This window comes from Virgisporangium ochraceum (assembly GCF_016863655.1).
GTDB lineage: Bacteria > Actinomycetota > Actinomycetes > Mycobacteriales > Micromonosporaceae > Virgisporangium > Virgisporangium ochraceum.
In genome coordinates this window covers 23,537-36,708 of record NZ_BOPH01000009.1, presented here as the reverse complement: position 1 = coordinate 36,708, position 13,172 = coordinate 23,537, and the positions used below count along the sequence as shown (strand labels likewise).

General features: G+C 70.2%; 11 protein-coding genes. 7 read left to right on the top strand and 4 right to left on the bottom strand.

Annotated features, from left to right (window positions below):
* Positions 1-152: 152 nt before the first annotated feature.
* Entirely contained in the window at positions 153-1,139 is a 987-nt protein-coding gene (galE, locus tag Voc01_RS03420; RefSeq protein WP_203925762.1) for a UDP-glucose 4-epimerase GalE, read from the top strand.
* A gap of 4 nt (positions 1,140-1,143) precedes the next feature.
* Here the strand turns inward: galE and Voc01_RS03415 are convergent, their stop codons facing one another.
* Complete coding sequence (locus Voc01_RS03415; protein ID WP_203925761.1) at positions 1,144-1,677, bottom strand: YbhB/YbcL family Raf kinase inhibitor-like protein; 534 nt, start codon at positions 1,675-1,677, stop codon at positions 1,144-1,146.
* A 129-nt stretch (positions 1,678-1,806) separates the two neighbouring features.
* On the opposite strand from Voc01_RS03415, the gene Voc01_RS03410 reads away from it, so the two are divergent.
* Positions 1,807-2,874, top strand: a complete 1,068-nt coding sequence (locus tag Voc01_RS03410; RefSeq protein WP_203925788.1) for a coiled-coil domain-containing protein — start codon at positions 1,807-1,809, stop codon at positions 2,872-2,874.
* A 4-nt stretch (positions 2,875-2,878) separates the two neighbouring features.
* Here the strand turns inward: Voc01_RS03410 and Voc01_RS03405 are convergent, their stop codons facing one another.
* Positions 2,879-5,137, bottom strand: a complete 2,259-nt coding sequence (locus Voc01_RS03405; RefSeq protein ID WP_203925760.1) for a beta-galactosidase — start codon at positions 5,135-5,137, stop codon at positions 2,879-2,881.
* Between the two features lie 152 nt (positions 5,138-5,289).
* Here Voc01_RS03405 and Voc01_RS03400 point away from each other — a divergent pair, with 152 nt between their 5' ends.
* The 5 genes from Voc01_RS03400 (at position 5,290) to Voc01_RS03380 (ending at position 11,879) form a co-directional block, all read left to right on the top strand.
* Complete coding sequence (locus Voc01_RS03400) at positions 5,290-6,291, top strand: LacI family DNA-binding transcriptional regulator (protein WP_203925759.1); 1,002 nt, start codon at positions 5,290-5,292, stop codon at positions 6,289-6,291.
* 119 nt (positions 6,292-6,410) lie between these two features.
* A complete protein-coding gene (locus Voc01_RS03395) occupies positions 6,411-8,078 on the top strand; it encodes an ABC transporter substrate-binding protein (protein WP_203925758.1) in 1,668 nt (555 codons plus the stop codon).
* A gap of 40 nt (positions 8,079-8,118) precedes the next feature.
* On the top strand, positions 8,119-9,114 hold the full coding sequence (locus tag Voc01_RS03390; protein ID WP_203925757.1) for an ABC transporter permease: 996 nt from the start codon (positions 8,119-8,121) through the stop codon (positions 9,112-9,114).
* Entirely contained in the window at positions 9,111-10,037 is a 927-nt protein-coding gene (locus tag Voc01_RS03385) for an ABC transporter permease (RefSeq protein WP_203925756.1), read from the top strand. Before Voc01_RS03390 ends, Voc01_RS03385 begins: the two co-directional genes overlap by 4 nt.
* Before the next feature lie 3 nt (positions 10,038-10,040).
* On the top strand, positions 10,041-11,879 hold the full coding sequence (locus Voc01_RS03380) for an ABC transporter ATP-binding protein (RefSeq protein WP_203925755.1): 1,839 nt from the start codon (positions 10,041-10,043) through the stop codon (positions 11,877-11,879).
* Here the strand turns inward: Voc01_RS03380 and Voc01_RS03375 are convergent.
* Together Voc01_RS03375 and Voc01_RS03370 are read right to left on the bottom strand one after the other, a co-directional pair.
* Positions 11,825-12,838 carry a hypothetical protein gene (locus Voc01_RS03375; RefSeq protein WP_203925754.1) on the bottom strand — a complete coding sequence of 338 codons (1,014 nt, stop codon included), beginning with the start codon at positions 12,836-12,838 and terminating at the stop codon, positions 11,825-11,827. The genes Voc01_RS03380 and Voc01_RS03375 overlap by 55 nt on opposite strands.
* Positions 12,832-13,155: a PadR family transcriptional regulator gene (locus Voc01_RS03370; RefSeq protein WP_307781554.1), complete on the bottom strand. Its 324-nt coding sequence runs from the start codon at positions 13,153-13,155 to the stop codon at positions 12,832-12,834. Before Voc01_RS03370 ends, Voc01_RS03375 begins: the two co-directional genes overlap by 7 nt.
* Positions 13,156-13,172: the final 17 nt, after the last annotated feature.

Below are 13,172 nucleotides of genomic sequence, written 5' to 3'. Positions count from 1 at the left end.
AGAATGTACATGCCGGTAACCAATGTCACCCACCGGTCTGAAACTAAGGCGGCCGCAACTCTCCGTGGCACAATGGCGCGGTTCCGATAGGGGGATCGTGAGGGCTCGTTCTCCTTCGGTTCGAAGGAATTCAGCGTCGTCGAGGAGTGCAGATGAAGGTTCTGGTCACCGGTGGGGCGGGTTACATCGGCAGCACTGTGTGTTCGGCCCTGCTCGATCGGGGGATCCAGCCGGTCATCCTCGACAACCTCGTCACCGGTCGCGAGCAGTTCACCGAGGGCCGCGTCTTCTATAGGGGTGACATCGCCGACGGCGCCCTTGTCGACGAGATCTTCGCGGCGCACCCCGAGACCGGGGTGGCCATCCACTGTGCCGCCCTCATAGTGGTACCCGAGTCGGTCGACAACCCGCTGCGCTACTACCGCGAGAACGTCTCCAAGACCGTCGACCTGCTCGAGCATCTTCGCCGTAATGGCTGCGAGAGGGTCCTTTTCAGTTCATCGGCGTCGATGTACAAGCCCGGCGAGGACTTCGCTGTCGACGAATCCGCGGCGATCGAGCCGACCAGTCCGTACGCGCGGACCAAGTTCATGGTCGAGGGAATCCTAGGGGACGTCGCAGGGGCGGGGCAGCTCCGCGCGATCTCGTTGCGCTACTTCAACCCGATCGGCGCCGACCCGAAGATGCGCACCGGCCTGCAGACGCGCAACCCGTCCCACGCCCTGGGCAGGATGATCGTGGCCTGGGAGGCCGGCGAGACGTTCACCATCACGGGGGTCGACTGGCCGACCCGCGACGGCACGGGCATCCGCGACTACATCCACGTCTGGGACCTGGCCCTGGCCCACGTGCAGGCCGTCGTGCGGTTCGACGAGATCCTGCCGGAGCCCGGCTACCGGGCGATCAACCTGGGCACCGGCAACGGCACGACCGTGCGCGAACTGGTGGCGGCGTTCAACGCGGTGATCGGCGGCGAGCTGCCGGTGGCCGAGGCGCCGCCCCGGTTGGGCGACGCGGCGGGGGCGTTCACGCGCTCGTCGCGCGCGGCCACGTTGCTGGAGTGGGCGGCCGAGTTCAGCATCGAAGACGGGATCCGCCACTCGTTGGAGTGGCGGACCCTCGACAACGAGCGCGCGTGAGCTGTCAGCGCTGGTACGTCCCGCGGAGGATGCCGCGGGCGAGCGTGTGGAACGTGAGGTTGAACCCGACGTAGGCGGGCGTCGCCGACGAGTCGAGGCCGAGGTCCTCGACGTCGAGCGCGTGCACGGCGAACACGTACCGGTGCACGATGTCACCCTCCGGTGGCGCGCATCCGCCGTAGCCGGCCTGCCCGTAGTCGTTGCGGGCGTGGAACGCGCCGCCGGGCAGCGGGCCGGAGCGGGCGGCGTCGGTGAGCAGCTCGGTGGTGTCGGCGGGGATCCCGACGAGCACCCAGTGCCAGAAGCCGCTGCCGGTGGGCGCGTCGGGGTCGTAGCAGGTCACGGCGAAGCTCTTCGTCTCCGCGGGGAAGCCCGACCAGCGCAGGTGCGGGCTGGCGTTGTCGCCGCCGGCGCTGTCGTGCGCGTGCCGCTTGTCCAGCGGTTGGCCCTCGCTGAAGTCGTTGCTGGTCAGCTCGAAGGTGGGCTTGGCCGGCAGAAGGTCGAACGGGTCGGGCGCGGTGCCGCGGTCGAGGCTCATGGCGGGCTCCTTCAGGCAGGTGCGAATCACGAACCACGCTACCGGGAGCGCCCGGTCCACCCGACCCGGGAACCCGTTATCAATCGGTGACGTACCTGTACGTGAGGTTTACGTTCGGTTGGGGTGATCATGGTGCTCGTCCGGTCCGCGGTCGCAGGTCTCGTCCTCGTGGCGGCGTGCCTGTTCGGGGTCGCCGCTCCCGCCCATGCCGACCCGGGTGAGGACCTGGCGGCCGACCTGCAGAGCCAGCTCGAGGCCGCCAGCCGCGGCTACCTCGACGCCGAGGCGAAGCTGGCCGACTCCCGCAAGCGGCAGGCCGACCTCGCGTCGAGGCTGGCCGCCGCCGAGGCGAAGGTGGCCGCCGCCCAGCCGCAGGCGAACGAGATCCTCGCGGCCACCTACCGCACGGGCGGAACGGCCAGCGCCGCGTCGCTGCTGCTCGGTGCCGGCTCGGCGGGCGGCTTCGTCGACCGGGCCGCGAGCCTGCGGGTGGTCGCCGCCCGCAATGAGCGCCTGCTGCGGGACCTGACCGAGTCGCGCCGGCAGCTGGCCGCCGCCAAGGCCGCGATCGACGCCGAGGTCAAGCTCCAGGAGCAGCAGGTAGCCGTGATGGCCAAGAGGAAGGCCGACGCCGAGCGCGCGCTGGCCAACTACGGCGGCGGCGCCACCGACGGTCCCACGGCGCCGGCACAGCCTCCGGCCGGCTCCGGCTCTTCCGGCTCCTCCGGCGGCTCGTCCGGTGGCGGCTCGTCCGGCGGTGGCAAGCCGCCGCCCGCACAGCCGGCCCCGGGGAACGGCACCTTCCCGGCCGAGCGCTGCTCCGCCGACGACCCCACCACCAACGGCTGCCTGACCCCGCGCACGCTCCACGCGCTGAAGCAGGCCCAGTCGGCCGGCTTCACCCGGCACGTCGGCTGCTACCGGTCCCAGGAGGACGGCGGCGAGCATCCCCGCGGCCGGGCCTGCGACTTCGCCGCGCAGAAGAACGGCTTCGGCGGTGTGGCGTCCGGCGGCGACCGCACCTACGGCGACAACCTGTCGGTCTACTTCATCGACAACTCCCGGCGCCTGGGCGTGCTCTACGTGATCTGGTTCAAGCGCATCTGGCTACCGTCGAGCGGCTGGCGCGCCTACACCCGCGGCCGCGGCGACCCCAGCAGCGACCACACCAACCACGTCCACCTGAGCATCCGCTGACGTTCTAGAAGCGGACCCGGACGCGGGCGTCGGTGGCCGTCACGACGGGGCCGTCCGCTGTCCCGCCGTCGACGTCGGCCGGGTCGCGGTCGAAGACCGCGAGGTCGCCATGGGGCCCCTGGGTCGGCCGGAGCACCACCTCGTCGCCCGTGCGGGCGACCAGCTCGCACGTGGTCTCCAGGAGGGTGGCCGTACCCACGCCGACGCCGTACGGCAGCATCACGCCGGCGCGGGCGGGAACGTGCAGCCGCCGTCCGGTCAGCACGGGACGGTCGCGGTAGGACAGGGCGAAGTCGGCGTCGCTCGGGCCGAGGTTCAGGACGTGCAGCAGCCGCTGGCCGGAGGTGTCCACTGTGGACGTCAGCAGCAGGCCGGGTTCGGCCGCGTCGTGGCGCAGGCGCGGGGTGACGCCCAGCGTGGCCATGCAGGTACGCCAGAAGTCCAGATGGGCCGGGTAGTCGGTGGCGACCAGCAGCGCGACGCCGGCGCCGTGGTGCACCCGGACCCCGCACACGGCCTCGGATCCGGCCACGCGGAGCACCGGGTCGCCGCCGGCGAGGTACTGGGCGTAGCCGACCCGCACCTCCGGCCGTCCGTCGGCGACGACCGACGGGAAGTAGTGCGGCGTGCCGTCGACCCGGCCCGTCACGCGGACGCCGAGCGCGTCGGCCAACGCCGTGCACGGTGCGCCGTCGGCGTCGTACCGCGGGAGGACGCCGTTCAGCAGCAGCCGCCCGCCGTCGGACACGTAGGCGGCCAGCCGCTCCTGCACCGCGCGTCCCAGCGTCGACGCGCTCGCCAGCACCAGCACGGGCGGAAGAGCGCCCGGGGACTGCACGTCGACGGCCGGGAACGAGTACCCGGCCAGCAGCAGCGAGCGGGCCAGGATGTCGCGCGGGCCCATGCCGCGGAACCGGGCGAGGTCGGCCACCTGCTCGGCCCGCGCTGACGACGCCGGGTGGTGGTACTCGGTCAGGTAGTGGTCGGGTACGAAGGCCAGCGCGAAGCCGTCGTCCTCCTCGTCGCCGTCCGCCAGAAGCTCCGACGCCCCGCGCACGGCGGCGAACGCGTCGCGGACGGCGCTGAACGCCGCGCCGCACCGGCCCTCCGGATCGACCGGGGCCGCGAACCCGTGCCGCTCGCCGGTGAACGCGATGCGGTCGTTGCCGTCGCCGACGGGCCTGTCCAGCAACGGGTTGCGGCCACCGGTGAACAGGTACAGGTTGAGCAGCCGGTTGCCCTGGGCCACGCACATGCGCGTCTTCAGGTCGACGGCCTGCGGTGGAACCAGCTGCGACAGGTCCTCGGCGTAGTCGCCGGAGCCCGCCTCGAACTCCAGGGACGTCAGCGGCTGGTCGGCGTCCAGCGACGCGGCCAGGAACGCGTTGGAGGTGTAGAGGTCCGGCGCGTTCCCGACGGTGAGGTCGCCGAGGTAGTGGTCGGAGCCGGCGGTCAGCTGCGGCACACCGCGGTAGCTCTCGAAGAGCTGGCTGATGCCGATCGGGAACGTGCGGCCGCGGCCCTCGTCGGTGCCGTGCACGTTGATGAGAAACGGAACGCCGTCGACCCCCTGCCTGATCGCAGCGTCGCGCAGGAACGCGACGTAGCGGCGGTAGCGGTCGCGCATGTAGCGGCCGAGCTCGTCGTGTACCGCCAGCGAGCGGTCCTCGGTCGGGTGGTGGAAACGTTCGTCGGGGAGGTCGGGGGAGTTCGAGACCCACGACAGCATGCCGATCTCGTTGTCGAGCTGGACGCCGATCACCGGGCCGCCACGGGGCGCGAGCCGCGCCGCGAGCATCGGCATGACCGCCGCGTACCAGCCCTCGGCGGCCGCGAGGAAGTCGGCCGCCAGATAATCCAGCGTCCTGGTGGGTACAACCCCACCATCCCAGGTGGTGGGTTGCAGATGCGGCGTATCGGTGTACAGGCGGTAGGGCACGCCCTCGTTCTTGAGCTCGGCCATGACGAACGGTCCGGGCCGGGCGATCGCGCGCAGTCCCTTGCCGTGCGCCAGATCGAGGAAGCCGGCGACGTCGCGCCGCGGGTGGGTGCGCCCGGTGAGGTCGACGCCGCGGTCGGGCAGCTCGTGCCACAGCCACGGGATGTAGGTGGCGACCGTGTCGCAGCCGGCCTCGCGCAGCTTGTCGAGCCGGTCGCTCCAGTCGCCCGGGTCCAGCCGGAAGTAGTGGACCTCGCCGGAGAGCACGAGCTGCGGCCGCCCGTCGATCAGGATCCGGCGGCGGCGCAGTTCAACCTGGGACATCCGGGGCCTTCCATATGTCGATCAGACATAGCGGGCGCATCTGTTGCGGAGTTCTCGGGGCCTGCTTATGGTTCCTGTAACCGGTTTCTGTGAAACGCACGTTACGGAAGAGGGATGTCTTGAGCAACTCCCACCGGATGACCGTCCGCGAGATGGCGCGCCTGGCAGGCGTGTCGGTGGCGACGGTGTCCCGCGTCTTCAACGGCACCGGGCAGGTGTCGGAGGAGATGCGGCAGCGGGTCCTGGAGTCCATCAAGGCGCACGGCTACCAGCCCGACCACCGGGGCCGGGCGCTGGCCGCCCGCCGCCACAACGCGATCGGACTGGTGTTCCCGGGCCTCGCCGGGCCGTACTTCGGCGAGCTGATCCAGGGCTTCGAGCTGGAAGTGGTGCAGTCGCAGGCCGCCGTGCACATCCTGTGCACCCACATGCGCAGCGACTCCGACGAGCAGGTCATCGAGATGGCCCGGCGCGTCGACGGGCTCGCCGTGCTCGGCGGCACGGTGTCCGACGACGCCGTGCTGCGGCTGGCCGGCGCGCTGCCGGTGGTCGTGCTCGCCGGTAAGGGTCCCGGAGCGGTGCCGTCGATCCGCGCCGAGAACCACGACGCGATGCGCGCGCTCACGACGCATCTCCTGGAGACGCACGGGCTGCGCGACCTCATCTTCGTCGGCAGCCCCGACGGCTCACCCGACATCAGCGAGCGGTGGGACGGCTTCCGCGCCGCGCACCGCGACACCGGCCGCGCGCAGCGGCGGCGGCCCGTCCGCGCGGCGCTCCGGCAGGAGGACGGCGTGCAGGTGGCGACCCAGCTCCTGAAGCGCGGCCCGCTCCCGCAGGCGATCGTCTGCGCCAACGACGAGACCGCGCTCGGTGTGCTCGTCGGCCTGCTGGGCGCCGGCGTGCGCGTGCCCGAGGACGTTGTCATCACCGGGTTCGACGACGTGCAGATGGCCGGCCTGGTCGCACCGGCGCTGACCACCGTGCGGCAGCCGATCCGGGAGCTCGCGGCCGAGACCGCGCGGCAGCTGCTGCGGGCCAGCACCGACCCGCCGCAGAGCCGGCTGCTCCCCACCGAGCTTGTGATCCGCCGCAGCTGCGGCTGCGCCGGAGCAAGGAACACCACGGGGGATCCCGCCCGCCGGGACCCGTAAACACACCTCTCTCAGACCCGAAACGCACCACATCCGAGGCCGGCGGCCGCGGGTGCGATGCCCTACACCCCCGAACCGTCTGGCGCCCGTCGGGCGTCGCAATCAGGAGGTCGCGCAACGTGAGACGCGGAAAGCGCTTCCGGATCGCCGTCATAGCCACCGCCGCCGCACTCGTGGTGTCCGCCGGCTGCACCGGAACCGAAGGCCAGAGCGGCACCAGCTCCGGAGACAGGATCGACTACCTGAACTTCGGCGGCTTCGGCGGCGGCAGCAACCCGCAGCCGAACTACAACCCGTACCTCGAAGCCACCCGGCTGGAGGCCTACGGGTATCTGTTCGAGCCGCTGATGCAGTTCGACAACTACGCCTGTGAAGCCAAGCCGTGGCTCGCCACCAAGTGGGAGTGGAAGGACGCGTCGACGCTCGTCTTCACGATGCGCGACAACGTGAAGTGGAACGACGGCCAGGCGTTCACCGCCAAGGACGTCGAGTTCACGTTCAACATGCTCAAGCAGCACAAGGCGCTCGACCTCCGTGGCCTGTGGCGCTACCTGTCCGCGGTCACCGCGCCCGACGACAAGACCGCACAGTTCACGTTCAACGGTCCCGGAGCCGCCGCGTTCACCGAGATCGACGACGTGCGGATCGTTCCCAAGCACATCTGGGAGAAGCAGTCCGACCCGGTGACGTTCGTCAACGCCGACAACCCGGTGGGCACCGGGCCGTTCACGGTGAAGTCGTTCAACGGCCAGCAGTTGGTGATCGCGCGCAACCCCACCTACTGGCAGGCCGACAAGGTGAAGGTCGACGAGGTCCGCTTCAACAGCGACCAGGGTGACTCGCAGGTCAACCAGCTCAAGCTGAGCCGCGGCGAGTTCGACCACAACGCCATGTTCGTGCCCGACATCCAGAAGACCTACGTCGACCGGGATCCGAAGAACAACCACTACTGGTACCCGGCCGAGGGCACGATCGCGTTCTACATGAACCTCACCAAGGCGCCGTTCAACGACGTGGCGTTCCGCAAGGCGCTGCTCACCGCGATCAACCGCCAGGAGATCGCCGACAAGGCGCAGCTCGGCTACGTGAAACCGGCCAGCCAGACCGGCATCCGGATGCCCAACCAGGAGGACTTCATCCCGTCGGACATCGCCGACAAGGGCGTGCAGAAGTTCGACAGCGCGAAGGCCGACGCGGCGCTCACCGCCGCCGGCTACAACAAGGGCGCCGACGGCAAGCGGCTCGACAAGAGCGGCAAGCCGATCGCGTTCAAGTTCGCGGTGCCCGGCGACTGGAGCGACTGGGTGGCCGCCCAGCGGATCATCATCGAGAACCTGAGCGCGCTCGGCTTCAGCATCACCCAGGACGGACCGGCGTTCCCGGCGTACGAGAACGACCGCGCGATCGGCAACTTCGACGCGGTGCTCGGCGTGTACGGCGGAACCTGCAACATGTTCCGCAACTTCCAGGAGGCGCTGTCGAGCGACGTGTCGGCACCGGTCGGACAGAAGGCCACGAGCAACTTCGTGCGTTGGAACGATCCCCGCACCGACGAGCTGATCGACAAGCTGTTCGGTGCGCAGGACAAGAACGCGCAGAAGCCGATCGTCGCCGACCTGGCGAAGATCATGATGGACCAGGTGCCGGTGATCCCGCTCTGGTACGGGGCCCGGTGGTTCCAGTACTCGACGAAGAAGGCCACGGGCTGGCCCAACGAGAAGGAACCGTTCGCCATGCCCACGGACAACCTGCTCTGGATCACCAACCTGAAGCCGGCCGCGGGGTAGGTCCCCCGCCCGGTCTCTATCCACGGAAGGAGCTCACGCCGTGGCCTACTTCGCCAGACGATTCCTCTTCTTCATCGGCACTCTATGGGCCGCGGTGACCCTGAACTTCCTCATTCCGCGGCTGCAGCCCGGCGACCCCGCCGACGCGATCGTGCAGCGGCTGGTCGGCAAGGGCGGGTCGGTCGACCCGGCTCAGGTCGAAGCCATCCGCACGATGCTCGGCACGCCCGACGGAAACCTCCTGGAGCAGTACTTCCAGTACCTGGGTGCGCTGTTCCGGGGGGACTTCGGGGTCTCCTACACGTACTTCCCGTACACGGTCACCCACATGATCGGGGAGACCCTGCCGTGGACGGTGATCCTGGTGGGGGTCACGCAGATCCTGGCTTTCGTGATCGGCAACCTGCTGGGGACGTGGGCGGCCTACCGGCGCAACAGCCGGCTCGACTCCGTCATCACGCTCGGGTCCACGTTCGTCGGCACGTTGCCGTTCTTCTGGATCGCGATGCTGCTCATCTACACGTTCGCGTTCACGTTGCCGTGGTTCCCCGCCGACGGCGGACACGGGCCCGGCAGCTCGCCCGGGTGGAACTGGGTGTTCATCTCCGACGCGATCCAGCACAGCGTGCTGCCGGCGGTGGCGCTGCTCATCACCGGTCCGATCGGCTGGATCATCGGTATGCGCAACAACATGGTGCAGAGCCTTGGTGAGGACTACACCCGGCTCGCGATGGCGAAGGGCCTGAAGGGACGGCGCATCGCGTTCACCTACGGCGGCCGGATCGCGATCCTGCCGAACGTCACGGGGTTCGCGATCGCGCTGGGCAGCATTCTCGGTGGCACCGTGCTGGTGGAGACGGTGTTCAACTACCCGGGGCTCGGGCGGCTGCTGCTGGAAGCGGTGAGCAACCGCGACTTCCCGCTGATGCAGGCCATCTTCCTGTTCACCACCGTCGGGGTGCTGATCGCCAACTTCGGCGCCGACCTCCTCTACGGCTTCCTGGATCCGCGGGTGAGAAAGGGCGCGCACACATGAGCACTCCGGTACAGGCCGCACCGACCCACGCGGTGCAGACCGAGGGGCTGCAGGCCGAGTCCGCCGAGATCCGCCGCAGGTGGGTCCCCGGCTGGTTCGTGATCCTGTGGCGCAACCGCAAGTGCCGCGTCGGTCTCGTCATGCTCGCGGTGTTCGTGCTGGCGGCGCTGCTGGCACCGGTGATCACGCCGGCGGACCCGCGTTACGACGACTTCGCCCGGTCGGCCGGCCCGTCGGCCGACCACTGGCTCGGCACCACGGCACAGGGCGAGGACGTGTGGTCGCAGCTCGTCTACGGCGCGCGCGCCTCCCTGATCGTCGGGGTGGTGGCGGGTGCCATCTCCACGGTGGTCGGGCTGGTGATCGGTCTGCTGGCCGGTTACAAGCAGGGCTGGACCGACGAGATCCTGTCCTTCTTCATCAACCTGGGCCTCGTGATCCCGGCGCTGCCACTGATGATCACGCTGGCCGCCTACGCTCCGGTGCGCGGGCTGTGGCTCATCATCATCGTCATCAGCATCACCGGGTGGGCGTACGGTGCGCGCATCAAGCGGTCCCAGATCATCACGCTGCGGACGCGCGACTACATCACCGCGGCGCGGTTCGCCGGCGACGGCACGTGGCGCATCATCTTCCGCGAGATCGTGCCGAACATGACCTCGCTGATCGTGGTGGGGTTCATGGGTGCGGCGCTCGGCGCGATCGGCGGCGAGGCGGGCCTCGCGTTCCTCGGGCTCGGTGACCCGCAGACGGTCAGCTGGGGCACGATGCTGCACCAGGCCAGCCTCGGTGGGGCAATGCTCACCGGGCAGTGGGCCTGGCTGATCGCGCCCGGTCTCGCGCTGTCGTTGCTGATCCTGTCGTTCACGCTCATCAACTTCGGCATCGACGCGTTGAGCAACCCGCACCTCCGGGAGGACTGAGAGATGACGCTGTTGTCGGTTCAGAACCTGTCGGTGACCTACACCCCGCGTGACCACGCGGCCGTGCGGGCCGTGCACGACGTGAGCTTCACCGTCGACGACAACGAGTTCGTCGGGCTCCTCGGCGAGTCGGGCTGCGGAAAGTCCACATTGGGCAACGCGATCCTGCGGCTGCTCACCCCGCCGGCGCGGATCAGCGGCGGCACGGTCGAGTTCAACGGGCGCGACATCACCACGGCGAGCCAGGACGAGCTGCGCGACATGCGCTGGGTCGACCTGTCGACGGTGTTCCAGAGCAGCATGAACTCGCTGAACCCGGTGATCCGCGTCGAGGACCAGTTCGAGGACACGTTCGAGGCGCACCGGGAGGCGCCACGCACCGACCCCGCCGAGCTGCTACGGATGGTGTCGCTGGAACCGCACGTACTCAAGGCGTTCCCGCACGAGCTCTCCGGCGGCATGAAGCAGCGGGTCGCGCTGGCTCTCGCGCTCGCGTTGCGTCCCAAGCTCGTGCTGCTCGACGAGCCGACCACCGGGCTCGACGTCGTCGTGCAACGCAGCATCCTCGACGAGCTGCGGACGCTGCGCGAGCGGCTCGGGTTCGCGGTCATCTTCATCAGCCACGACCTCGGCACGGTGCTCGAGCTGGCCGACCGGGTGATGGTGATGTATGGCGGCGAGCTCGTCGAGGACCGGCCGGCGGCGGAGATGCTGCGCGACCCGCGGCACCCGTACACGCGCGGGCTGCTGGGCTCGTACGCCGACCCGCGGCTGGCCGAGGTGAAGGTCAGCTACATCCCGGGCCGGCCGCCGGACCTCAGCCGCGAGCACCGGGGCTGCCTGTTCACGGCCCGCTGCCCGTACGCCGAGGACCAGTGCCGGGAGACCCATCCGGACCTGCTCGAGAACCATGGCGGCCTGGTGCGGTGCCACGTCGCGCAGCAGGAGCGGCTGCCCGACACGCCGCCGGGCGCGGTCGAGGGCGCGGCGCCGATCGGCGCGTTCTCCACGGTGTCCCCGGCCTCCGACACCGCCGAGGTCGAGGTGCGTCCGGTGCTCACGGTCGAGAACGTGTCGATGACCTACCGGACGCGCCGCGGGCTACGGACCAGCTCGACCGAGGCGGTGCGCGACGTGTCGTTGGCGCTGTTCGGCGGGCGGGTGACGGCGCTCGTCGGGCAGAGCGGCAGCGGCAAGTCGACGATCGCGCGGCTCGTCACCGGTGTGGAGCGGCCGACCTCGGGAACCGTCAGCTTCGGAGAGACCCGCGTCGACAAGCTCCGTGGACGCGCCCTGCGCAACTACCGCCGTCACGTGCAGATGGTGTTCCAGGACCCGTTCAGCGCGCTGAACCCGACCCGCACCGTCGCGTACGCGCTCTCGCGTCCCCTCGTCAACTACCGCGGGTTGCGCGGCGGCGCGGTCCGCGACCGCGCCGCCGAACTGCTCGAGAGCGTGGGACTCTCGCCGGCCGGGCAGTTCCTCGACAAGCTGCCGCATCAGCTCTCCGGCGGGCAGCGCCAACGCGTGGTGACCGCGCGGGCGCTGGCCCCCGAACCGGAGATCCTGATCGCCGACGAGCCGATCTCGATGCTCGACGTGTCGATCCGGGCCGAGATCCTCGAACTGCTCGGCGACCTGGCGCGCACCCGCCGGCTGGCGATGCTCTACATCACCCACGACCTGCTGAGCGCGCGCCTGCTCGCCGACGAGGTGCTGGTGCTGAACAAGGGCCGGCTGGTCGAGAGCGGCGCCACGCTCGACGTCATCGGGTCGGCGCAGGACGACTACACGCGGCTGCTGCTGGAGTCGATCCCCAACCCGTTCGCCAGGGCCCGCTGACGGGAGTTGGCCACGAGGAAGGCGACCCCGAACGCGGCGACCGCCAGCAGTACGTGCGGATAGGAGCTGACGAAGAAGTAGATGTTCCGGGCCGAGTGGAAGCTCGCCGCGCCGGTGTCGACGGCGGACTCGAACGGGTCCGGCGGCACGAGCCACTGCGCGAACCACTTCCACATCTCGGTGCGCGGCGCCGTCGACGGTCCGAACTGGACGAACGTGGCGACGGTGACGGCCAGGCCGGCGATCAGCGTGCTGACGCCGGCCACGGCCAGCACCGGCCGCTTGAGGGCCAGCCGGCGGACGACCCACGCGAGGAGCACGAAGGCGACCAGCCACACCACCCAGCTCGTCACCATGCCGTACGGCTGGCTGCCGAAGTGGTAGCTCATGGTCGGCGGCAGCGGGGCGCCGGTCGGGAACGCGATGTACTCGTGCAGCAGTCGCTCCGCGAGGAACCCCAGTCCGACGCACGCGGCGACCACCGCGATGAGGCACAGCCCGAGCGGCGTCGACCGCACCCGCCGGTCTGAGTACCGCCGACCCAGCCACCACCCGGCAACCGCGGCCAGCAGCACCGGAAGCAGCGCGACGGCGGCCTGCACCAGCCGGGCCCACAGGCCGCTGTCGTCGATGACCGGGCGCTCACCTTCGTTCATCGACTGGTAGACCCACGACCAGCCCTGCTGGATCGTCGCGAGCACCAGCAGGTACGCCGAGGCGATCGCGACCACACCCGCGCCCCGCTTCCAGCCGAGCGCCGGTTCCCCGCCGGGCCGGGCGGCCGCGAGGCTGACGCTGAAGCCCAGCATGATCCGGGCCCGCTGGAACGCCGACAGGCTCGGGTCACGCGCGATCGTGTGGACCTCGGCCGTCCACTCGCGCAGCAGCTCCTCGCGGAGCTCCACCGGCCACCGGTCGGCCGCGACGCGGATAAGCCACAACGCCGTCCGGGTCACCATGCCGGCCTCGTGCTGTTCATCGGCGTACCGACGGCGGTCTGCGCCCGCAGTTCGGCCAGCGCGGTGCGCGCCTGCTCGGCGCCCTCCGCGGTGAGCTGGTAGTACCGGCGGACGGGCCGGCCGGCGTCGGAGGGGTCCTCGTCCTCCCAGCGGGCGGTGAGCCAGCCGGCGTTCTGCAGCCGGGTGAGGACCGGGTACAGGGTGCCGCTGGCGATACCGGTCTGCTGCATGAGCTGCAGGCCGTAGTGCTCGCCGGTCGGATCCGCGAGGAGGGCGGCGAGCACCTTCGCCACCGGTACCGTCAGCTTGATGGGCATGCTCGGCACTCTACATA

Excerpts from the sequence above, each read along its gene's own strand:
- galE (WP_203925762.1), top strand. The coding sequence starts at position 153 with ATGAAGGTTCTGGTCACCGGTGGGGCGGGTTACATCGGCAGCACTGTG.
- Voc01_RS03415 (WP_203925761.1), bottom strand. The coding sequence starts at position 1,677 with ATGAGCCTCGACCGCGGCACCGCGCCCGACCCGTTCGACCTTCTGCCG.
- Voc01_RS03410 (WP_203925788.1), top strand. The coding sequence starts at position 1,807 with ATGGTGCTCGTCCGGTCCGCGGTCGCAGGTCTCGTCCTCGTGGCGGCG.
- Voc01_RS03405 (WP_203925760.1), bottom strand. The coding sequence starts at position 5,137 with ATGTCCCAGGTTGAACTGCGCCGCCGCCGGATCCTGATCGACGGGCGG.
- Voc01_RS03400 (WP_203925759.1), top strand. The coding sequence starts at position 5,290 with ATGGCGCGCCTGGCAGGCGTGTCGGTGGCGACGGTGTCCCGCGTCTTC.
- Voc01_RS03385 (WP_203925756.1), top strand. The coding sequence starts at position 9,111 with ATGAGCACTCCGGTACAGGCCGCACCGACCCACGCGGTGCAGACCGAG.
- Voc01_RS03380 (WP_203925755.1), top strand. The coding sequence starts at position 10,041 with ATGACGCTGTTGTCGGTTCAGAACCTGTCGGTGACCTACACCCCGCGT.
- Voc01_RS03375 (WP_203925754.1), bottom strand. The coding sequence starts at position 12,838 with ATGGTGACCCGGACGGCGTTGTGGCTTATCCGCGTCGCGGCCGACCGG.
- Voc01_RS03370 (WP_307781554.1), bottom strand. The coding sequence starts at position 13,155 with ATGCCCATCAAGCTGACGGTACCGGTGGCGAAGGTGCTCGCCGCCCTC.